This is a genomic window from Okibacterium endophyticum, from assembly GCF_054780075.1.
In genome coordinates this window covers 187,117-209,150 of record NZ_BAAGXA010000004.1, presented here as the reverse complement: position 1 = coordinate 209,150, position 22,034 = coordinate 187,117, and the positions used below count along the sequence as shown (strand labels likewise).

At 65.6% G+C, this 22,034-nt stretch carries 19 protein-coding genes; 16 read left to right on the top strand and 3 right to left on the bottom strand.

Annotated features, from left to right (window positions below):
• Window positions 1–12 precede the first annotated feature (12 nt).
• Window positions 13–1,095: a LacI family DNA-binding transcriptional regulator gene (locus tag ACYVF5_RS03380; protein ID WP_460943337.1), complete on the bottom strand. Its 1,083-nt coding sequence runs from the start codon at window positions 1,093–1,095 to the stop codon at window positions 13–15.
• A gap of 444 nt (window positions 1,096–1,539) precedes the next feature.
• On the opposite strand from ACYVF5_RS03380, the gene ACYVF5_RS03375 reads away from it, so the two are divergent.
• The 16 genes from ACYVF5_RS03375 to ACYVF5_RS03300 all read left to right on the top strand — a co-directional run bounded on the left by ACYVF5_RS03375 (window position 1,540) and on the right by ACYVF5_RS03300 (window position 19,341).
• Window positions 1,540–2,595 (top strand): NAD(P)-dependent alcohol dehydrogenase, encoded by a 1,056-nt coding sequence (locus ACYVF5_RS03375; protein ID WP_460943335.1) that lies wholly within the window; start codon window positions 1,540–1,542, stop codon window positions 2,593–2,595.
• Entirely contained in the window at window positions 2,592–4,091 is a 1,500-nt protein-coding gene (locus ACYVF5_RS03370) for a sugar ABC transporter ATP-binding protein (protein ID WP_460943333.1), read from the top strand. Before ACYVF5_RS03375 ends, ACYVF5_RS03370 begins: the two co-directional genes overlap by 4 nt.
• Before the next feature lie 2 nt (window positions 4,092–4,093).
• Window positions 4,094–5,131, top strand: a complete 1,038-nt coding sequence (locus ACYVF5_RS03365) for an ABC transporter permease (RefSeq protein WP_460943331.1) — start codon at window positions 4,094–4,096, stop codon at window positions 5,129–5,131.
• A 53-nt stretch (window positions 5,132–5,184) separates the two neighbouring features.
• On the top strand, window positions 5,185–6,189 hold the full coding sequence (locus ACYVF5_RS03360) for a sugar ABC transporter substrate-binding protein (RefSeq protein WP_460943329.1): 1,005 nt from the start codon (window positions 5,185–5,187) through the stop codon (window positions 6,187–6,189).
• A gap of 163 nt (window positions 6,190–6,352) precedes the next feature.
• Window positions 6,353–7,120, top strand: a complete 768-nt coding sequence (locus tag ACYVF5_RS03355) for an SDR family NAD(P)-dependent oxidoreductase (protein WP_460943327.1) — start codon at window positions 6,353–6,355, stop codon at window positions 7,118–7,120.
• A gap of 271 nt (window positions 7,121–7,391) precedes the next feature.
• Window positions 7,392–8,876: an ABC transporter permease gene (locus ACYVF5_RS03350; RefSeq protein WP_460943325.1), complete on the top strand. Its 1,485-nt coding sequence runs from the start codon at window positions 7,392–7,394 to the stop codon at window positions 8,874–8,876.
• A 54-nt stretch (window positions 8,877–8,930) separates the two neighbouring features.
• Complete coding sequence (locus ACYVF5_RS03345) at window positions 8,931–9,614, top strand: ABC transporter ATP-binding protein (protein ID WP_460943653.1); 684 nt, start codon at window positions 8,931–8,933, stop codon at window positions 9,612–9,614.
• Between the two features lie 381 nt (window positions 9,615–9,995).
• The gene (locus tag ACYVF5_RS03340) at window positions 9,996–11,081 is read left to right on the top strand and encodes a BMP family lipoprotein (protein WP_460943323.1); all 1,086 of its coding nucleotides are present in this window, start codon (window positions 9,996–9,998) and stop codon (window positions 11,079–11,081) included.
• A gap of 72 nt (window positions 11,082–11,153) precedes the next feature.
• Window positions 11,154–12,668, top strand: a complete 1,515-nt coding sequence (locus ACYVF5_RS03335; RefSeq protein WP_460943321.1) for an ABC transporter ATP-binding protein — start codon at window positions 11,154–11,156, stop codon at window positions 12,666–12,668.
• Window positions 12,665–14,014 (top strand): ABC transporter permease, encoded by a 1,350-nt coding sequence (locus ACYVF5_RS03330; RefSeq protein ID WP_460943319.1) that lies wholly within the window; start codon window positions 12,665–12,667, stop codon window positions 14,012–14,014. The genes ACYVF5_RS03335 and ACYVF5_RS03330 overlap by 4 nt, the downstream gene beginning before the upstream one ends.
• A complete protein-coding gene (locus ACYVF5_RS03325; protein ID WP_460943317.1) occupies window positions 14,011–15,297 on the top strand; it encodes an ABC transporter permease in 1,287 nt (428 codons plus the stop codon). Before ACYVF5_RS03330 ends, ACYVF5_RS03325 begins: the two co-directional genes overlap by 4 nt.
• The gene (locus ACYVF5_RS03320) at window positions 15,294–15,716 is read left to right on the top strand and encodes a cytidine deaminase (protein WP_460943315.1); all 423 of its coding nucleotides are present in this window, start codon (window positions 15,294–15,296) and stop codon (window positions 15,714–15,716) included. Before ACYVF5_RS03325 ends, ACYVF5_RS03320 begins: the two co-directional genes overlap by 4 nt.
• Window positions 15,717–15,845: 129 nt before the next feature.
• Window positions 15,846–17,159, top strand: a complete 1,314-nt coding sequence (locus tag ACYVF5_RS03315; protein WP_460943313.1) for a thymidine phosphorylase — start codon at window positions 15,846–15,848, stop codon at window positions 17,157–17,159.
• Window positions 17,160–17,361: 202 nt separating this feature from the next.
• On the top strand, window positions 17,362–18,483 hold the full coding sequence (locus tag ACYVF5_RS03310) for an adenosine deaminase (RefSeq protein ID WP_460943311.1): 1,122 nt from the start codon (window positions 17,362–17,364) through the stop codon (window positions 18,481–18,483).
• Window positions 18,484–18,580: 97 nt separating this feature from the next.
• Window positions 18,581–19,072 (top strand): PTS sugar transporter subunit IIA, encoded by a 492-nt coding sequence (locus ACYVF5_RS03305; RefSeq protein WP_460943309.1) that lies wholly within the window; start codon window positions 18,581–18,583, stop codon window positions 19,070–19,072.
• On the top strand, window positions 19,069–19,341 hold the full coding sequence (locus ACYVF5_RS03300) for a PTS sugar transporter subunit IIB (protein ID WP_460943307.1): 273 nt from the start codon (window positions 19,069–19,071) through the stop codon (window positions 19,339–19,341). Before ACYVF5_RS03305 ends, ACYVF5_RS03300 begins: the two co-directional genes overlap by 4 nt.
• 82 nt (window positions 19,342–19,423) lie before the next feature.
• Here the strand turns inward: ACYVF5_RS03300 and ACYVF5_RS03295 are convergent, their stop codons facing one another.
• The gene (locus ACYVF5_RS03295; RefSeq protein WP_460943305.1) at window positions 19,424–21,157 is read right to left on the bottom strand and encodes a phospho-sugar mutase; all 1,734 of its coding nucleotides are present in this window, start codon (window positions 21,155–21,157) and stop codon (window positions 19,424–19,426) included.
• The gene (locus ACYVF5_RS03290) at window positions 21,157–21,990 is read right to left on the bottom strand and encodes a purine-nucleoside phosphorylase (protein WP_460943303.1); all 834 of its coding nucleotides are present in this window, start codon (window positions 21,988–21,990) and stop codon (window positions 21,157–21,159) included. Before ACYVF5_RS03290 ends, ACYVF5_RS03295 begins: the two co-directional genes overlap by 1 nt.
• Between the last annotated feature and the right edge of the window lie 44 nt (window positions 21,991–22,034).

Sequence of the window (22,034 nt, the reverse complement as noted above, 5' to 3'; positions counted from 1 at the left end):
GTCCGGTCGACGTCAGTTCTTTGCCGGACGTCCGCTTGTCGCGCGGACCTCCAGAGTGGTGGGCAGATATCTGCGCCGGGGATGATCGGCGAGAGGGTGACTGAGCAGCATCTCTCCGGCGAGCCTGCCCTTCTCGAACAGAGGCTGGCGCAGCGTGGTGAGGCCCGCACGAGTCGCCTCGGGGATGTCGTCGAAGCCGGTGATCGTGAGGTCGCCCGGCACGCTCAGCCCCCGTTGGCGTGCTCCCTCGAGAGCGCCGATGGCGAGCACATCACCGAAACAGCAGACGGCCGTGATGTCGGGATGACGCTGCATCAGGGCGTGGAGCGCCGTGGTCCCTGCCTCGACGGTGTTCTCGAAGCGCTCCTCGATCGCCAGCGGGCCGCCGCCGGCCCCGAAGAGGCCTTCGATGAGGCCGTGGATGCGATTGCGCTGCACCGAGTACGCCGCGTCCTTCCATGTCCCGTCCTCCGCTGGCCCGTTGTGGCGCGAACGGCCGAGTCTCGTTGTGATGACCCCGACCCTCTGATGCCCGAGCCGGCCCAGATAACGCCCGAGATCGGCAGTCGCCGAGTGGTCGTCCACGCCCAGCCAGTCGGCGTCGCCCGCGTCTTCCGGCTCGTCGACGACGACGGTGGGCAGACGTCGTTTGAGGGCAGCGGCGAGGTGCGGGTCGCCTTCCGGAACGGAGTAGACCACAAAACCGTCGACGACCGCCCCCATAACGTTGGACACCCGCGAGTCGCCGAGGGGCGGGCCCGCGGGCAACAGGAGCAGGTTGAGCCGAGCTTGCTGCAGCACGGTGGAGAGACCGGCGAGGAGTGAGACCGAGGCCGGGTCTGCCAGAGCGAACGACATCTCGTCGGTGAAGACGACGCCGATCGTTTCGGACTTTCCACGACGAAAACGACGGGCGACGGCGTCCGGTCCCGCATATCCCGCAGCCTCCGCAGCAGCGAGCACACGTTCCCGCACCGCTTCAGAGACCCGTTCCGGGTGGTTGTAGACGTTCGAGATCGTCGCGGGGGAGAGCCCGAGTGAGCGGGCGATGCTCGTCAGCGTCGGCGGCGGTTGCTGTTTTCTCGGCCTACTCACGTCTCAATGGTATCAAGATAAACGTTACAAGGATCATTTCTCCTCGATTCAGAACGATAAGACCTGAATTCGTAAGGATGTATGTTCACAGTTGACGTTTCGGTTTTGTACGTTCTAATATGCAACAAACCCGTATCCCACCCCGCAGGCCTCGAACGAAGGAGTTCACGTTGTCAGCCGTCGATCGACGTGACCCGACTGGTCGCAGCACCGTGACAACCGGATCCGTGCTCGCCGGGGTGTCTGCGCGAGAGTCGGGGGCTCCTCCCTGCGCTCAGTCCGGGATGAGCATGTCCGGGATGAGCATGGGGCGGTGCGTCGGAGGGGACCGGCGCCATGGCCCGGCGGCCCTGATGTCAGAGGGCGCTTCCGTCCCGGGTGTGTTCGCCGTGCCCGTGAAACCCTGAAGCACTTTCCGCAGACCTACGAAATGAAGGAGACAACATGAGCGAGATCCCGTCGAAGATGACCGCGAGCGTGCTTCGAGGAGTGCGTGACCTCGTCCTCGAGGAACGGCCGGTGCCGGTGCCCGCCGCCGACGAGGTTCTGATCCGCGTGCATAGCGTCGGCGTGTGCGGTTCAGACGTGCACTACTTCGCACACGGGCGCATCGGCCCGTACGTCGTCGAGTCCCCGCTGATCCTCGGCCACGAGGTCAGCGGCGAGATCGTCGCAGTCGGCTCAGACGTCGACGCCGCGCGCGTGGGACAGCGTGTGGCGGTCGAACCGCAGCGTCCGTGCCGAGTGTGCGACTTCTGTCGTGAGGGCGCATACAACCTCTGCCCCAAGATGGAGTTCTACGCGACGCCCCCGGTCGACGGTGCGTTCTGCGAGTACGTCCTCATCCAGGACGACTTCGCATACGAGGTCCCCGACTCGATCAGCGACAACGCGGCCGCCCTGATGGAACCCCTGTCGGTCGGCATCGCCGCCGCCCAGAAGGGCGGCGTCAAGGTCGGCGACACCGTCCTCATCGCAGGCGGCGGCCCTATCGGCATCATCGCGGGCCAGGTCGCACGCGCGTTCGGCGCAGCCGACGTGGTCATCGCCGACATCAATCCGGCACGGCGCGAGCTCGCCGCTCGCTACGGCGTCCGTGTCGTCGACCCGGCCGCCGAGTCGACTGAGGGCCTCGCCGCGAACGTGTTCATCGACGCCTCCGGCGCCACACCGGCTATTCTCAACGGCATCCGCTCGGTCCGTGCGGGCGGGACCGTTGTGCTGGTCGGAAGCGCCGACGAGTTCCCGCTCTCCGTTCCCGACGTCGCGATGCGCGAGCTGAACGTCACCGGCACGTTCCGCTACACGAACACCTGGCCGATCGCCCGGGCGCTCCTCGCGTCTGGCCAGGTCGAGCTCGACTCCCTCGTCACCCACGTGTACGGGATCGAGCAGGTCGAAGAGGCGCTGACGGGAGACGGTGCGATCGACTCGCTCAAACGCATCGTTCAGCCGGGAGTGCGCGTCGTCGAGGATCCGCTGGTGCGAGGCGCCGTATGAGCGACACGATGCTCTCCGTGAAGACCGTCTCGAAGTCTTTTCCGGGTGTGAAGGCGCTCGACGACGTGTCGTTCGACGTGCGTCCCGGGACGGTTCACGCGCTCTGCGGCGAGAACGGCGCAGGCAAATCGACGCTGATGAAGATCATCAACGGCATCTACCAGCCTGACACCGGATCGATCCGCGTCCATGGCGAGGACGTGCGCATCAGGAACCCGATCGAAGCGCGAGCCAACGGGATCGCGATGATCGCTCAGGAACTGAACTACGTCCCCGAGATGACGATCGCCGAGAGTTTCTTCCTCGGCCGCCTGCCGATGAGATTCGGAAAGGTCGACTGGCGATACATCCGCAGCGAGACCAGGCGGCTGCTCGAGGAAGAAGGCCTGGACTTCTCCGTGAACCGTCGTCTCAGCACGCTCACGGTGTCGGAGATCCAGACCCTCGAAATCGTGCGTGCGGTCTACCACAGCGCCGACATCCTGATCATGGACGAGCCGACCTCGGCCATCGCGCACCGCGAGGTCGAATCGCTCTTCGCAAAGATCCGCGATCTGCGCGCTCGCGGCAAATCGATCATCTACATCTCCCACAAGATGGACGAGGTCTTCGAGCTGGCCGACGACATCAGTGTTCTCCGCGACGGCACAGTCGTCAGCTCGCAGCAGGCGGTGCAGATCACACCGAGCCAGGTCATCGCCCAGATGGTCGGTCGGGACCTCGACCACCAGTCCTATCCGAAGGAACGCATCGACATCGGCGACACCGTCTTCGAGGCCTCAGGACTCTCGAGAGCCCAGGTGTTCGAGGACATCGATCTGAGAATCAACGCCGGAGAGATCGTGGGCCTCGCCGGCCTCATCGGGGCGGGGCGCAGCGAGGTGGTCCGCGCCGTGTTCGGTCTCGATCCCCTCGACAGAGGGACGATCACGGTGGAGGGCAAAGAGGCCAAGCTCACCACGCCGCAGAAGGCCATCGCGCACGGCGTGGCGATGCTTCCGGAGGATCGGCGCCTGGACGGCATCATCCCCAAGCTGAGCATCAAGAAGAACGCGACCCTGGCAAGCCTGAAAAAGGTGATCCACGGCGGCTTCACTCACGTCCGCGACGAGGAGAAGCTCGTCGAGGAGTACTTCACGAAGATGAACGTCAAGGCGCCGAGCACCGAGACGCGCATCGAGTCGCTCAGCGGCGGCAACCAGCAGAAGGTGCTGCTGGCCCGCTGGCTGATCGCCGACCCGAAGGTGATGCTGCTCGACGAACCGACACGAGGCATCGACGTCGGCGCCAAGTTCGAGATCTACAAGATCATGACCGAGCTCGCCAGGCAGGGGCGCGGCATCCTCATGATCTCCTCCGAGCTGCCCGAGCTGATCGGCATGTGCGATCGCATCTATGTTATGTCGGCAGGCCGGATCACCGCCGAGCTGACGCCGGACCAGTTCTCGCAGGAAACCATCCTCACGTACGCCATGAACGAAATAGAGGTGGCATAACAATGCCGTTAAAGCTGAAAACCTTCGAGGCGAGCCGTTACTCCATCTTCATCATCCTCCTGGTGGTGTTCGTGGCAGCGAGCTTCCTGAGCCCCAACTTCCTGAGCAGCGACAACCTGTTCAACGTGCTGCGACAGGTGGCGGTGATCACGATCCTCGCCTATGGGGCGATGACCCTGATCATCGGCGGGATGATCGACCTCTCCGCCGGCGCCGTGATGGCGTTCGCCGGGGTCGCGTCGGTCATGGTGTACAAAGCGACCGACAACATGCTGCTCGCGTTCCTCACGGGCATCGCTGTCGGCGTGATCTGCAACCTGGTCAACGCCTTCCTCGTCGCGACCCTGCGAACCCCCGCGTTCATAGTCACTCTGGGCATGATGCTGATGGCGCGCGGGGCGGTGCTCGAGCTCACACAGGGGCAGAACGTCCTGCAACTGGGTGACTTCATCCTCATCGGGCAGGGCAACCTCGGCTGGATGCCGATTCCGGTGCTGATCCTTCTCGTCATCACGGTGATCATCTGGTACCTCATGAACCAGACCCGCTACGGACGCTCCGTGTACGCGGTCGGCGGCAACGAGGAAGCTGCGCGCGCGGCCGGCATCGCCGTCGAACGGGTGAAGTACCAGGCGTTCCTCGTCAATGGCGCCCTGGTCGGAATCGCCGGTGTCATCTTTATGTCGCGTGTCAACGCCGGTCTTCCCAACGCGGGCATCGGCTACGAACTGCAGGCGATCACGGCGCCGATCATCGGCGGGACGAGCTTCTCAGGCGGAGTGGGCACCGTGGCGGGCACCCTCGCCGGGGCTCTCATCGTCGGCGTGCTGGGCAACATCATGAACCTCATCGGCATCGGCTCATACGTGCAGCAGATCGTGATGGGGCTGATCATCGTCGTCGCCGTCGCCTACGACGTGTTCAGCAAGCGCGGCAAAGCCAAGACCATCATTCTCAAAACCGACGCACAGGGCGAGACGGTTCCACCGGGGAGCGGATCGTCCGCAGCGCCGTCCGGAGGTGCAGAACCCAGGCCCTGACACACGCACACCCTCAGAACGCACATTCGCAACCCACCCGCTAGGAGAACTCAATGAAGACTTTCACCCGCAGGATCATCGCGCTCGGCACTGTAGCCGCCGCCGCAGTCAGCCTCGCTGGCTGTGCCGTCACCACCGGCAACCCCGGCTCCGGTGGCGGCGACCGCGAGCAGAAGGACGAGTACCGCGTCGCGTACATCGCCCGTGCGCAGGCAGACTCGTTCGCCGCATGGCTCGCGAACGAGATGAAGACCGAGGCCGAGAACTACGACGACATCACCCTCGAGGTGTTCGACGGACAGGCCGACGACGAGGTCGAGAACCGGATGATCGAGAACGCGATCGCCAACCAGTTCGACGCCATCATCATCCAGGCGAACAACGCGGACGCACAGCTGCCCTACATTCAGCAGGCCGTCGACGCCGGCATCGTCACCATCACCACGAACCCGCGCGTCGAAGACGTCGAAGGCGCCAGCTCTGTTGATGCGAACCCCTACGACCAGGGCGCGGTGGTGGCGCAGACCGCTCTGGAGCAGATCCCTGAGAACGCCAACGTCGTGGTGCTCAACGGGCCCGCCGGCAACTTCCACAGCACCGCGCGCCGCGACGCGTGGCAGAAGGAGTTCTTCGACAAGCGCCCCGACGTCACCATCGTCGCGGAGGACATCGCGAACTGGAACAAGGACGAGGCCCTCACCCTGATGGAGGACTGGTCTCTGGCGAACTCCCAGATCGACGCGATCGTCTCGATGAACGACAACATGGCATCCGGGGCCCTCGAGGCGGTGAAGGGCAAATCCGGATTCGACGGCATCCTCGCCTACGGTGTCGACGGCACTCCCGAGGCCACGCTCCTCATCCAGGAGGGCATCATGACCGCCACCTCGCTGCAGAACGCCCGCGAACTCGCCCAGTTGAACCTCAAGGCGGTGCACGACCTGCTCACAGGTGCCGAGGACGAGGTGAACGTCGACGTGGGCAACCCGTTGATCACGAAGGACAACGCGCAGGAGTACGTCGACCTCTATCGCGAAGCCGGCCTGATCGAAGACTGACGCAGTGACGAGGGGGCGAGGCTTCGGAACGCCTCGCCCCCTCGCCGCGAGAAGAAGGAGCGCCCGCAGGGAGCGGGGCTCCTCCGACGTCACCGAATACGCATCCGCGCCGCCGCAACACCGCGCCGGCGCGATCATCGACCACCTCACATAGGAGAAACGCATGACAGTCCTCGACACTTTCCAGCTCACCGATCGGACAGCCCTGGTGACCGGCGCCACACGAGGCCTCGGGCGCGCCTTCGCGCTCGCGCTCGCCGAAGCGGGAGCGGATGTCGTTGTCCACGGCCGTGATGCCGAGGCCGCCGCCGAGCTCAGGACCGAGATCGAAGCGCTCGGACGCAGCGCATACGTTGTGCTGGGAGACCTGACAGACCGCGCGAGCGTGAACAGCATCGTCGCCGACGCGATCCATCAGGCGGGGCGCGTCGACATCCTGATCAACAACGCCGGCGCCTGTGTCCACAACCCGGCACTCGAGGTCACAGACGATGAGTGGTCGCATGTCATCGACACGAACCTGACAGCGCTCTGGCACGTCTCGCAGCAGGTCGGCGCCCACATGATCGCTCGCGGCTCCGGCAGCATCGTCAACATCGGCTCGATCTCGGGCATGATCGTCAACCGCCCGCAGATGCAGCCCGCGTACAACGCGTCCAAGGCGGCGGTGCATCAGCTCACAAAGTCTCTCGCCGCAGAGTGGGCGCCTCTCGGCATCCGCGTGAACGCGGTCGCCCCCGGCTACATCAAGACCGACATGTCGCCCGTCGACGAACCCCGGTTCCGCCGCTATTGGATCGAGGACGCACCCCAGCAGCGCTACGCGAGCCCGGACGAGGTGAGCCCGTCCGTCGTCTTCCTCGCGTCAGACGCAGCGAGTTTCATGTCGGGGACGGTGCTTGTGGTCGACGGCGGGTACACGCTGTTCTAAGCCGCCACGCCGCTGTCCTCGTCTGCACAGCTCCTCGTGCGCAGACCGCTGTCGTTGTGATGACTGCGATCGAGCCTGGCCACACCGCCGAATCGCCGCGCACAGCGACCACGCGGCTACGCCCGGTTCCCTGCCGGTACCGCCCACCGACAGGGAACCGGCGGGAATCGTCAGAGATAGGAAAAACATAAGCGGCTGATGGGTGGGTCATAACTTGCTCTCGTAACGTCAGAATCGATGCGGCACAGGGTCGCACAAGTGAGGATTCTGAATGTTCGCCACCTATCTGCGGCGTGAGCTTGTCGGGCGCCGCAAACAAACAATCATCATTGCCATCGGCATGGCTCTGGCGATCGCGCTCGTGATCGTCGTCAACGCCGTGTCGGCGGGCATCAAGGACGCACAGACCAGTGTGCTCAGCTCCGTCTACGGCGTTGGCACAGACGTCACGGTGACGGCGACCCCCACGACGCCGGAAGACGGGGAGATGGGCGAAGGGCCTGGAGCTTTCTCTTTCGGCGCTGAAGAGGGAACAACGACCGAGGACGGCACCGCCGAGATCAGCGAGTCTCGGTTGAGCGCCGACCGAGGCACAACGACCTTCGACCAGTCGCTGCTCGACACGGTGCTCGGGATCGACGGCGTTGCCGCAGCATCGGCGACCTTGGCCCTGACGAACACGACCTTCGACGGCGAACTGCCCGAGGCCGGCGCGATGGCCGAGAGCCCGGAAGGGGACGCTGCTCGTCCCGAAGGCGGGGCGGGTGGCTTCGGCGGCAGCTCCTTCAACGTCGAGTCGTTCACCGTGATCGGCGTCGACCTCGCCGGTGCATCCGTCGGCCCGCTTTCGGCTGTCGAACTCGACGAGGGCCGTAGCCTCAGCGCGAGCGACACGGGCGAGCAGGTCGCCGTGCTCGACGCGAACTATGCGACCTCGGCAGAGATCGCGATCGGTGACACGATCGACATCGGCGGTTCCGACTTCGAGGTCGTCGGCACCGTGGCGTCGACGTCGGCCGACGCCGAGACCGCGGCGAACGTCTACATCTCACTCGACGTCGCGCAGGCTCTCGCCGAGGTCGACGGTCAGGTGAGCACGATCTCGGTGCAGGCCGATTCGGCCGACGCGATCTCGCAGGTGAAAGCCGATCTCGAAGCAGCACTGCCCGATTCCACCGTGTCGACTCAAGAAGACCTCGCCGCGGGCGTTTCGGGATCGCTGTCGTCAGCGGCCTCGCTCATCGCGAACCTGGGCACGTGGCTCTCGCTGCTCGTGCTGGCGGCGGCCTTCCTCATCGCCGTTCTGTTCACGATCTCCGGGGTCACCCGCCGCACCAGAGAGTTCGGCACCCTGAAGGCAATCGGCTGGTCGAACAGGCGAATCGTCGGGCAGGTGGCCGGTGAGTCGACAGTGCAGGCTCTCATCGGCGGAGTGATCGGTGTCGCCGTCGGGCTGTCGGCGATCCTCATCATCAATGCGGCGGCGCCCACGCTCAGCAGCGCGACGACCACAGAAGCGGCAGGTGCTGGCGGTATGCCGGATGCCGTTCCTGAGGGCGCTGCGTCCGGCGGCTTCGGTGCCGCGCAGTCGTCTGCCGCGGCGTCTGTCGACGTCGCCCTGAACGCACCTGTCACACCGTCGGTTCTCGTCATCGCAGCGGCCATCGCGATCATCGGCGGCCTTCTCGCCGGGGCGATTGGCGGCTGGCGCGCCTCGAGGCTGCGCCCCGCCGCCGCTCTCCGTTCCGTTGCCTGATCCGCTGCCGCACCGACCCATCTCGATCCCGACCACTATCGACAAGGACTCATCATCTATACCCTCAACCAGGTCACCAAGACCTACACCCAGACGAAGAACAAGGTCACAGCCCTCAACAAGGTCGACCTGACGATCCCAGACGGACAGATGGTCGCCATCCAGGGCCCGACGGGCGGTGGCAAATCCACCCTGCTGCAGATGCTCGGCGCGCTTGACCGCCCGACGTCTGGAAGCGTGACCCTCGGTGACGACAACCTCGCATCCCTCGGCGAATCGGCGCTCACCCGGGTGCGCGCTCGCCAGATCGGCATCGTCTTTCAGAACTTCAACCTCATCCCGACGCTGACGGCGCGTGAGAATGTCGAAATGGCCCTTGTGCCGTTCGGCACCGCGGTCTCGGAGCGCGAGAAGAAGGCGACGGATGCCCTCGCATCCCTCGGCCTCGGCGACCGCGGGGGCCACCTGCCCGGGCAGCTCTCGGGGGGTCAGCAACAACGCGTTGCGATCGCCCGCGCCCTTGTGAAGGAGCCGAGGGTGCTGCTCGCCGACGAACCCACGGGCAACCTCGACGAAGAAACCCGAGACGACATCATGATGCTGCTCGAAGGGCTTTGGCGCGAACACGGGCTCACCCTCGTGATCGTGACCCACGACACAGCGGTCGCGAAGCGCGCGGAACGCCGCCTTCACCTCAAGCACGGAAAGGTCAACGAGATCGCCAGAAGCGCGCCGTGACCATATGGGGCTCCGCAACGCCGGAGGGGGAGCGCTGACGTACGCGAGCATCTGCCGCTGTCATCCCCCTCCCGGCTGGTCCCCTGTCCTCGCCCCGCCGTCCTCGCCCCGCTGTTCCCGCCCCGCTGTCACCCCCGCGTCCGTTGGTCTGGATGCGCAGATTCGCCGCAACCTGCTCTTAAGAGCAAGTGTCTCGGGCACTGTTGCTCTTGTGTGGAGACACCGGAATCGGGTCGTGTTTCGCTCTAGGATCTGGCAGGAAACCCTTGTGTAACGCTTCAGCTGCGAATGCGCAGCGTGACGGGAAGCGTTCTTAACTTTGGGTAACGTTGTGCCATATCGACCCTGCGTCCTGCGCGGGACAGCACCTTGGAGGACACCTTGACAATCACAAAAAGACGAGCGGGGCTCAGCGCCATTGCCGGTGCCGGAATCATCGTCCTGCTCGCCGGCTGCGGCCAGGCTCCCGAAGAGAGCGGAGGGGACGACGGAGGCGACGCTGCATCTGACTTTCTCCCGTGTATGGTCTCAGACGCCGGCGGGTTCGACGACAAGTCGTTCAACCAGCTCGGTTTCGAAGGCCTCACCAAGGCGGCGGATGAGCTCGAGGTCGAGCCGAAGACCGTCGAGTCCGCCACGGAGACCGACTACGAGCCCAACCTCGAGAGCCTGATCGACCAGGGCTGTGACCTCATTGTGACTGTCGGCTTCCTGCTCGCCCCGGCGACGGCCAAGGCAGCCGAGAACAACCCAGATGTCGAGTTCGTCTCGATCGACGACACCGTCGACATCGACCAGGACGGCGAGACCGACTCGCCGAACATCAAGCCGATCATCTTCGACACGGCGCAGGCCGCATACCTCGGCGGTTACCTCGCCGCCGGCGTCTCTGAGACCGGTGTCATCGGCACCTTCGGCGGCGTCAACATCCCGACCGTGACGATCTTTATGGAAGGGTTCAAACAGGGCGCAGACCACTACAACGAGGTCAAGGGCAAAGACGTGCAGACGCTCGGACTCGACACCTTCACCGGTGGCTTCGAGGCCGGGATCGAAGCGCAGACCGCGGCTCAGGGCCTGATCGACCAGAACGTCGACGTTCTCCTGCCCGTCGGTGGCCCGATCTACCAGAGCGCTGCGTCCGCAATCCGTGACGCCGACCGTGAGATCGCACTCGTCGGCGTCGACGCCGACGTCTACGAGAGCGATTCCACCGTCGCCGACCTGCTGCTGACCTCGATCCGCAAGGGCATCGACGTCGGTGTGTATGACGCCGTGCTCGCCGCCGGGCAGGACGAGTTCGACAGCACGCCATTCGTCGGCACGCTCGAGAACGGCGGCGTCAGCCTGGCCGACTTCCATGACTGGGCGGATCGCGTTCCCGCAGAGCTCGCCGATGAGGTCTCAGCCCTGCAGGAGCAGATCATCAGCGGTGAGGTCACTGTCGAGTCGTACCTCGCGCAGTAGCCAGCACTGCTCCCGGGGAGGCCACCAGGTCTCCCCGGGAGCGTGTCGACCGTGTCCCGAGAATCAGGAACCATGAAGTTAGAACTTCGCGGCATCACGAAGAGATTCGGTGCCCTGGTCGCAAACGACCACATTGACCTCACCGTCGAGTCAGGCGAGATCCACGCCCTGCTCGGTGAGAACGGCGCGGGAAAGTCCACGCTGATGAACGTCCTGTACGGCCTCTACCAGGCCGACGACGGCGACGTTCTGATCGACGGCGACGTCAAGCACTTCGCCGGCCCCGGTGACGCCATGAACGCGGGAATCGGCATGGTGCACCAGCACTTTATGCTCATCCCCGTCTTCACCGTGGCCGAGAACGTGATGCTCGGCCACGAGCAGACCGGATTCGGCGGCAGGCTCGACCTCGAGGCGGCGCGTGCACAGGTGCGCGAGATCTCTGATCGCTTCGGTTTTCATATCGACCCTGACGCCCTCGTCGAAGACCTGCCCGTCGGCGTGCAGCAGCGGGTCGAGATCGTCAAGGCGCTCTCACGCGATGCCAGGGTGCTCGTCTTCGACGAGCCGACGGCCGTGCTCACGCCGCAAGAGACCGATGAGCTGATGAACATCATGAGGCAGCTGCGAGACGCAGGCACGTCGATCGTGTTCATCACGCACAAGCTCCGCGAGGTCAGGGAGGTCGCCGATCGCATCACCGTCATCCGACTGGGCAAGGTGGTCGGTGAGGCCTCTCCGACGGCGACGAACACCGAGCTCGCGTCGCTGATGGTCGGCCGGGCGGTGTCGCTGACCGTGCAGAAGAACGCGCCGACCCTGGGTGACGCCGCACTTGTGCTGAGGAACGTCTCTGTGATCGACCCTCACGGTCAGACCGTGGTCAAAGACGTGAGCTTCGAGGTGCGAGGCGGTGAAGTGCTCGTCATCGCCGGAGTGCAGGGCAACGGCCAGACTGAGCTCACCGAAGCGCTCATCGGGCTGCAGCCGCGCGTCACCGGCACAATCGATCTCGACGGTGCGCCCCTGCGCGGGCTCACGGTGAGGAAGATCCTGGATGCCGGGGTCGGCTTCGTGCCAGAAGACCGCACCGAAGACGGTCTCGTCGCGGAGTTCTCGATTGCCGAGAACCTGATCCTCGACCGCATCACGTCTGCTCCGTTCGTCAAAGCCGGCAACCTGCAGCTGGGTTATCTCGCTGCGTTCGCGCGTGAGAAGGTCGGCGAGTTCGACATCCGAGCGCAGGGGATCGACACGAAGGCCGGACGACTGTCGGGAGGAAACCAGCAGAAGGTCGTTCTCGCCCGCGAGCTGAGCCGCGACCTGCGCCTGTTCGTCGCAGCCCAGCCCACCAGAGGGCTCGACGTGGGTTCCATCGAGTTCGTGCACTCACGCATCATCGAAACACGAGATGCCGGTCTTCCCGTTGTGGTTGTGTCGACGGAGCTCGACGAGGTGCTCGCGCTCGCCGACCGCATCGCCGTGATGTACAGGGGAGAGATCGTCGGCATCGTGCCCGCAGACACCCCCCGTGACGTTCTCGGTCTTATGATGGCCGGAGAAGCCGGGGCGGGAGAAGCCGCATGAGCGACAAGAACTCCGAGAAGCCCGTGACGGGCGGCGAAGACGGCCGCGTGATCGACGGCGAGATGCCGACCGCCGGTCAGCTGAACGACGGCAACACGATCGCGGGCAGTCAGAATCGCACCGGTCACGACGGAACAGACGAGCGCTGGTCGCGCGCACTCCGCGACATCGTCGGCGGGAACGCCATGATCTCGGTGCTCGCCGTTGTGCTCGCCCTCGTTGTGGGCGCCGTGCTCATCGCGATCACGGACGAGCGGGTTCACGAGACCGCCGGGTACTTCTTCGCCCGCCCCGGTGACCTGGTCGGCGCCATCTGGCAGTCCGTGAGCGGTGCATACTCCGCGTTGTTCCAAGGCTCCATCGTCAATGTCCGACGAGAGGGATTCCTCGGCGCCGTCAAGCCGTTCACTGACACACTCCTCTACGCGACGCCGCTGATCGTCGCCGGCCTCGGTGTCGGGCTCGCGTTCCGCGTCGGGATGTTCAACATCGGCGGACAAGGGCAGATGCTGGTCGCCGCCGCCGCTGCAGGGTGGGCCGGTTTCGCCTTCGATCTGCCGCCTGTCATCCATCTGATCGTGGCCGTTGTGCTCGGACTCGTCGCAGGGGCGATCTGGGCCGGGATCGCCGGCGTTCTCAAGGCTCGCACGGGCGCACACGAGGTGATCGTGACGATCATGCTCAACTACATCGCGGTCTATCTGATCTCGTTCCTGCTGCGAACCCCCGGCGCTCTCCAAGCGCCGGGCAGCAACAACCCGAAGACCCCCGCGATGAAAGAGACGGCCGTCTTCCCCGATCTTCTGGGACCGCAGTTCAACCTGCACGGGGGATTCATCACGGCCGTCGCCGCCACTGTTTTCGTCTGGTGGCTGCTCAACAGATCGAGCCTCGGCTTTCAGTTCCGCGCCGTCGGTGAGAACCCGAACGCCGCACGCGTCGCCGGCATCAACGTCAAGGGCGTCTACGTCTACACCATGCTCATCGCCGGGGGGCTCGTCGGCCTCGCTGGCGTCAACCAGGTGCTCGGCACCGTGACGACCGGTTTCAGCTCGGGCATCGACGCCGGCATCGGTTTCGACGCGATCACCGTCGCGTTGCTCGGTCGTTCGAAGCCCGTCGGGATCTTCATCGCCGGCGTTCTGTTCGGCGCCTTCAAGGCCGGTGGGTTCTCGATGCAGGCCGCAGAGGGGATTCCGATCGACATCGTGCTCGTCGTGCAGTCGGTCATCGTGCTGTTCATCGCAGCGCCTCCGCTTGTGCGGGCGATCTTCCGTCTGCCGGCACCCGGTTCACGGCCGCGCAGACAACTGCCGATCGTCACGAGGGAGGTGACGGCCAAATGAGCGCAGTCACCCCGTCTTCGACGGCATCCGCCGGGCAGGCAACACCCGTCCCAGAACTCCGCAGCCGCAAGGCCCCGATCGCACTCGGTATCTTCGCTCTTCTCGCGCTCCTGCTCTTCGTGGTCGGGGGCAGAGAAGGCTCCACCAGCTTCCGGCTCTCTCAAGGCAACGACGTCATCCAGCTGCCCGTGCTGGTTCTGCCGACGCTCGCGACCGGAATCGTCGTCGCCCTGCTGCTGGTTCTGATGACCGTGTGGGCGTTCGTGCGCGTGCAGCGATACCGAAAAGTCCCGATCTGGTTCATAGCGGTCTTCGCCGCGTTCTTTATGATCGGGTTCCTCACCTGGGCCGCGGCAGATGCGACGGTCCCCGTTCCCGGCCTGCTGATCGGAACCGTGACCCTCAGTGTTCCGCTGATCTTCGGCGCAATGGGCGGGGTCATCTCGGAACGCGTCGGAGTGATCAACGTGGCCATCGAGGGTCAGCTGCTGGCCGGCGCCTTCGCCTCGGCGGTGATCGCCTCGATCACGGGCAACCTCGTCCTCGGATTGATCGCGGCCGCGATCGCGGGAATGCTCGTCTCGTTTGTGCTCGCGGCGTTCTCGATCACGTACTTCGTCGACCAGGTCATCGTCGGAGTGGTGCTCAACGTCCTGGTCATCGGGCTCACGAGCTTCTTCTACTCGCAGGTGCTCACGCAGAACCCCGAGCTGCTCAACTCACCGCCCCGTTTCGGCGCGATAGCGATTCCGGTGCTCAGCGAGATTCCCATTCTCGGGCCCGTGCTGTTCGAACAGACCGTCATCGTGTACATCATGTATGCCGTCGTCGCGCTGGTGTACGTTGGCCTCTTCCACACCAGGTGGGGCCTGCGCGTGCGCGCGGTCGGCGAGCATCCGACCGCCGCAGACACCGTCGGCATCAACGTGACGGGCACCCGGTTCTGGAATGTGTCGCTGGCGGGTGCGATCGCCGGACTCGGCGGCGCGTTCTTCACACTCGGCTCTGTCGGCGCGTTCGGCAAAGAGATGACCGCGGGCATGGGGTTCATCGCCCTCGCGGCGGTGATCTTCGGCCGCTGGGACCCGATCAGGGCGACCCTCGCGGCACTGCTGTTCGGCTTCGCAACCAATCTGCAGAGTGTGCTCGGAATCATCGGGTCCCCTGTTCCGAGCGAGTTCATGCTGATGCTGCCATACGTTGTGACCATCTTCGCCGTCGCCGGGCTGGTCGGCCAGTCCCGGGGGCCGGCGGCAGCGGGAAAGCCCTACATCAAATCATGAACGCTCACGTATCAGGCGGCGACATCGGCTGGGGCGCACTGCGCGACGAGGCGATGGATGCCATGGGAAAGGCCTACGTGCCGTACTCCCGGTTTCCGGTCGGGGCAGCGGCGTTGGTCACAGACGGTCGCATCGTCAGCGGGTGCAACGTCGAGAACGCGAGTTACGGTCTCACACTCTGCGCCGAGTGCGGGCTGGTGTCAGCCCTTCACGCAAGCGGCGGGGGCCAGCTGGTGGCGTTCGTCTGCGTCGACGGCGATGGTCACACGCTGATGCCGTGCGGTCGCTGCCGGCAGCTGCTGTTCGAACATGCCGTGCCGGGCATGCTGCTTGAGACGGTGTCGGGCATCCGCACCATCGACGAGGTGCTCCCCGACGCCTTCGGTCCGCGCGACCTGCGGGAGCTCAGGGGCCGGTGACCTCGTTCTGCGAGTTCGCACGGTGCGCGGGGTCCCAGGGCCGGCGCGGATTCCTGCTCCCGCATACGACGGAAGGCCCGCAGACGAGGGATGCGACACAATCACGAGGAACGAGGACGTAGGCCGCACATGAGCACCATCAATCAGACACCCACCGTCGAGGCCTTCGACGCCGTGGACCTCATCCGTACCAAACGCGATGGGGGCGAGCTGTCGACGGACGCCATCAACTGGCTGATCGACGCATACACCCGCGAGTACGTCGCCGACGAGCAGATGGCCGCCCTGGCCATGGCGATCCTGCTCAACGGCATGAGCAGGCGCGAGATCAAAGACCTCACGCTCGCGATGATCGCGAGCGGCGAGACGATGAGCTTCGCCGACCTCGGCAAGCCGACGGTCGACAAACACTCCACGGGCGGCGTGGGAGACAAGATCACCCTGCCGCTGATGCCGCTCGTCGCGAGTTTCGGAGTGGCCGTGCCGCAGCTGTCGGGGCGAGGTCTCGGTCACACGGGCGGCACCCTCGATAAGCTCGAATCGATTCCAGGGTGGCGCGCCGAGATCGCGAACGACGAGATGTTCGCCCAACTGCGCGAGGTGGGAGGCGTGATCTGCGCGGCTGGCGCCGGCCTGGCCCCCGCGGACAAACGGCTCTACGCCCTGCGCGACATCACCGGCACCGTCGAGGCGATCCCGCTCATCGCGTCGAGCATCATGTCGAAGAAGATCGCAGAGGGCACGGGCTCGCTTGTGCTCGACGTGAAATTCGGCTCCGGCGCGTTTATGACCGAGTACGCGCGTGCTGAGGAGCTCGCTCGCACGATGGTGGCGCTCGGCAACGATGCGGGGGTCAAGACATCCGCTCTGCTGACGAACATGAACGTTCCGCTCGGCCTCGCGATCGGCAACGCGAACGAGGTGCGTGAATCCGTCGAGGTGCTTGCGGGAGGAGGACCGCCGGACGTCGTCGAGCTCACCGTCGCACTCGCGCGCGAGATGCTCACCCTCGCCGGGCAGCCAGACGCCGACGTCGAGGCCGCTCTCGCCGACGGCCGCGCCATGGACGTCTGGCGTCGCGCGATCGCCGCACAGGGCGGTGATCCGGATGCCGCGCTTCCGGTGGCCCGCGAAACGCACGTCGTCGTCGCGGAGCGCGACGGTGTGCTCGTGCAGCAGGATGCCCTGCCGTTCGGGATCGCGGCGTGGCGCCTCGGCGCGGGTCGCGCGCGCAAAGACGACAGAGTGCAGCACGCCGCGGGCATCGACCTGATCGCCAAACCCGGTGACGGGGTGAAAGCGGGGCAGCCGCTCTTCACCCTCAGCGCAGACGAACCGGCGCGTTTCGAGCGCGCGCTCGAGTCGCTCGACGGCGCGTATCGGATCGGTGACGAGTCTGAGCCCGTGCAGAACGGCGGACCGCTCATCGCCGCGCGGCTCTGAGCTGGCGCCACGTGCAGCGCGGCTGCGCGGCGTTCGCACGCCGCCGGCTCTGTTCAGCCGTCGCCAACGCACCGAATGCCGCGTGATTCGGTGCGTTGGCGACGGCTGAACAGGTCACGATGGCAGCTCGCAATCGCCCAGCCGGTTCAGACGCCGCGCGAAGACACTGCGTGAGGCGCCGGCGGCGCGATAGTCTGAGCAGGTGACCAGGGCGAGCGACTACTACACCAGCGGCGGCATCGACATTGCGGCTCTTCCGAAGGTGTCGTTGCACGACCACCTCGACGGTGGACTGCGGCCGCAGACCATCATCGAGCTGGCAGACGAGATCGATCTCGATGTTCCCGCCACCGATGCCGAAGCGCTCGGCGAGTGGTTCCTCACCCAGTGCAACGCGGGAAACCTCGTCGACTACCTCAAGACCTTCGATCTTTCGACAGCTGTGATGCAGACCTCGGAGGGGCTCACCCGTGTCGCACGCGAGTTCGTCGAAGACCTCGTACATGACGGTGTGATCTATGGCGAGGTGCGGTGGGCGCCCGAGCAGCATCTCGGTCGCGGGCTGACCCTTGACCAGACCGTCGAAGCCGTGCAACGCGGCATCGACGAGGGAATCGACGAGGCCGCGCGCGCGGGCAGGCAGATCAGGATCGGACAGCTCGTCACCGCCATGCGCCACGCAGACCGCGGGCTCGAAATCGCCGAGCTCGCCGTACGACACCGCGAACGCGGCGTCGTCGGGTTCGACATCGCGGGCGCTGAGCTCGGTTTCCCGCCGTCCAGGCACCGTGTCGCCTTCGACTACCTGGCCCAGGAGTACCTGCCCGTCACCGTGCACGCCGGAGAAGCGGACGGCATCGCCTCCATCAAGGGTGCGCTCTTCGACGGTCGTGCCCTCCGGCTCGGGCACGGTGTGCGCATCGCAGAAGACATCACGATCGAACGCAGCGACGACGAGAACATCTACGTCACGCTCGGCCCTGTCGCTCAGTGGGTCAAAGACCGTCAGATCACGCTCGAGCTCAGCCCGTCGTCGAACCTGCAGACCGGGGCGATCGCCGCGTGGGGGCCTGAGCTCATCGACCACCCGTTCGACCTGCTCTACCAGCTCGGATTCCAGGTGACGGCGAACGTCGACAATCGCACCATGAGCGGCACAACGCTGACCCGCGAGCTCAGCCTGCTGAGCGATGCGTTCGGCTATGACCTCGACGACGTCGAGATGTTCCAGCTGAACGCCGCGTCCGCCGCCTTTCTGCCGCTCGAAGACCGTGAAGAGCTCGCGGATGCGATCTCAACCGGCTTCGAGGATGCCGAGAATTAGCGAGTTCGGTTCACACCGCTCAGGTTCGCCGACGAGTGAACCGGTAGCCTAGAGACGGCTCGACCGAGTCGCCCGATGATCCTGAATGTGACCCCCGATGGCGCTGCCTCCGCTCCCAGACAACGCAGTGACACTGCGCGCACACGCCAGTGACTGGCGTGCAGCGGTGTCGCTCGCCGGCGAGGCGCTCGAGAACAGCGGCTCGACCGGATCGGGCTACACACAGCGCATGATCGACGTCATCGACGAATTCGGCGCATACGTGGTGATCGCGCCTGGGCTCGCCCTTGCCCATGCGCGTCCCGGCAGCGACGTGCTGCACGAGGGCATCAGCGTGGTCACGCTCGACGAAGGGGTCCACTTCGGGCACCCGCACAACGACCCGGTGAATGTTGTGCTCGGGCTCGCCGTCACCACCGCGGAGAGCCACGTCACATCGATCGCCGAACTCGCCAACGTCTTCAACGATTCGGCAGCCATTCCGGCTCTCGCCGCGTCGGCCACTCTCGACGACGTGCGTGCGGTTCTCTTCGGCGGCGCCCAGACGGGCGCGGGGGAACACAACGCAGAGACGGGCGGGCACTCGTGAAGATCGTTGCGATCTGCGGAGCAGGCGTCGGGACCTCAGGCATCCTCAAGGTGAATGCCGAACGCGCCCTGAAACGCCTCGACATCGAAGCGGATGTCACGGCGAGCGACGTCGCATCCGTTGCGGTCGAGGCGGCAGACGCGCAGGTGATCCTCACCTCGCCCGAGCTCGTCGACCGCATCGGCAAGACCTTCGCCGACATCGTTGTGGTGCAGAACTACTTCGACCTCGACGAGCTCACCGAAAAGCTCGAACGGGCCCTCGGCTGACAACGCCCGCGGCGGCGGTCCCCACACCCGGTGTTCGGGATGCCCGGGTCCGGGGCCCTCGGGTCGCCGCACGACCGCATCGCTAACCTGCCTCGGCGGCGCGCTCTGCGAACGACTGCAGGTCTGCTCTGATCGCCGCGAGCAGCTCTGCCGAACGAGCACGTTCATCGTAGGGGAGCGTGACATCGAGATAGAACTTGAGCTTGGGCTCCGTTCCGCTGGGCCGGACCATGACGCGGGAGCCGTCTTCGAGGCGGAACCTCAGGGCATCCGTGGCCGGAAGGGAACCGAAACCGTCGAGCAGATCGTCGATCTCGCGCACCCGCATTCCGCCAAGGCTCAACGGGGGCGCCGTGCGCATGGCCTGCATGATCCGCTTGATCACGCCGAGGTCGACCACCCGTATCGAGAGCTGATCGCTCGCGAACGCGCCAAAGGTCCGGGCGAACTGGTCGAGAAGGTCGGCGACGGTCTCACCCCTCGCCTTCGCCTCCGACGCGAGCGCGAGAAAGGCGAGGCCGGCCGAGATGCCGTCTTTGTCTCTGATGATGTGTGGATTGACGAGGTAGCCGATCGCCTCTTCATAACCGAAGACCAGGCCGGGAACACGAGAAACCCATTTGAAACCGGTCAGCGTCTCGGCGAAGTCGAGGCCGTAGTGCTTCGCGACGGCGCCGAGCGCGGGCGACGAGACGATGGTGCAGGCCAGCGTGCCGGCTGTCGGCAGCTCGGACTCCGCGATCATCCTGGCCGTGCGCCACCCGAGCAGCCAGCCCACTTCGTTGCCGCTCAACTGGCGGTAGCCCTCTGCTCGTGTGTCGTCTGGGATGGCGACAGACATCCTGTCGGCATCGGGATCGTTGGCGATGATCAGCTCTGCGCCACGCTCGCGGGCGAGATGGAACGAGAGATCGAGTGCGCCCTCTTCCTCTGGATTCGGAAAGGTGACGGTCGGGAAGGCGGGGTCGGGCTCCTGCTGCTCGGCGACGGGAACCGGCTCGGCGAAACCGGCGGTGGTCACCACCCGCGAGAACGTGTTCCAGCCGACGCCGTGCATTGCGCTGTAGACCACGTCGAGGGGTGCGCGTTCGCCCGGGTGCGTTGTCGCGAGCGCGGCCGTCTCGGCGATGTACGCGTCGACGAGATCGTCGCCCGCGACCGTGAAGTCACTGGACCGGGGAAGCTCCCGCACGCTGAACGAGTCGGAGATTCGATTGATCTGGGCGGCGATGTCGCCGTCGGCGGGCGGAACGATCTGCGAACCGTTATCGTCGCCGCCGAGGTACACCTTGTAGCCGTTGTCGGCCGCGGGGTTGTGGCTCGCCGTCACCATCACGCCTGCGGAGGCACCGAGATAGCGCACGGCGAAGGCGAGCACGGGGGTCGGAAGCACACCGGGCAGCACGATGGCATCGATGCCTGCGCCGGCCATCAGCTCGGCAGTGTCCGTGGCGAAGAGGTGCGATTTCACCCGGCCGTCGTAACCGATGACAACCCGCGGTGTGGTGTCTGGAGAGCGCTCCAGCAGGTACGCGGCCAACCCGGCTGCCGCCTGGGACACCACCACCCGGTTCATGCGGTTCGGCCCTGCCGCGATTCGGCCCCTCAGGCCGGCTGTGCCGAAGGTGAGACGGGTGTCGAAACGATCGTGCAGGTCGTCGAGTGCTATCTGGCTGCCCGCCCTGGCATCCCGGATCAGGGTGTCGAGTTCGGCGCGAGTGTCGTCGTCCGGGTCCTGGGCGAGCCAGGCGGTGGCGAGATCGAGCACCGCGTCGTCGGCCGGTGTCTGTTCCTTCATCTGGTTCTCGGTGCTCATCAGAGGACTGCCACGATCTGCGCGAGCAGGGCGCTGATCCGGGTTTCTGCAGCACGACCGGCCTCGAGCACCTCTTCGTGGCTCAGGGGCGTTGCCTGGACGCCTGCGGCGAGGTTGGTGATGAGCGACATCCCGAGGATCTCCATCCCGGCCTGCCGCGCGGCTATCGCTTCGAGCGCCGTCGACATGCCGACGATGTGCCCACCGATCGTCTTGGCCATCTGCACCTCGGCCGGCGTCTCGTAGTGAGGCCCTCTGAACTGGCAGTACACCCCCTCCTCGAGGCTGTCGTCGACGCTTCTGGCGACGTCGCGCAGCCGAGCGGAGTACAGGTCGGTGAGGTCGACGAAGGTGGCGCCCTCGAGGGGTGAATCGGCTGTGAGGTTGATGTGGTCGCTGATCAGAACGGGTGTTCCCGGTTTCCAGTGCTCCTTGATGCCGCCGGCGCCGTTGGTCAGGATCATCGTCTTCGCACCTGTTGCCGCTGCAGCGCGCACGCTGTGCACCACCCGTCTCACGCCGTGGCCCTCGTAGTAGTGTGTGCGCGCACCGATCACCAGTGCGCGTTTTCCGCCCGGAAGCAGGATCGAGCGCAGAGTGCCCACGTGGCCGTCGAGGGCGGGCTTCGAGAACCCGGTGATCTCGTCGGCGGGGATCGTTGCGGTCGTCTCGCCGATCACCTCGGCGGCCCTGCCCCAGCCGGAGCCGAGCGTCAGCGCGATGTCGTGGCGGTCGACGCCGGTCTTCTCCGCGATCTCCCGCGCGGCTGTCGCGGCGACGTCTGCGGGATCGATGTCCGCCTGATCGAGCGGATTCACTGCAATGTGTGGCATCCCTCGAGTCTAAACACTCTCTCGTCGCGGTGTGCCGGCAGTGG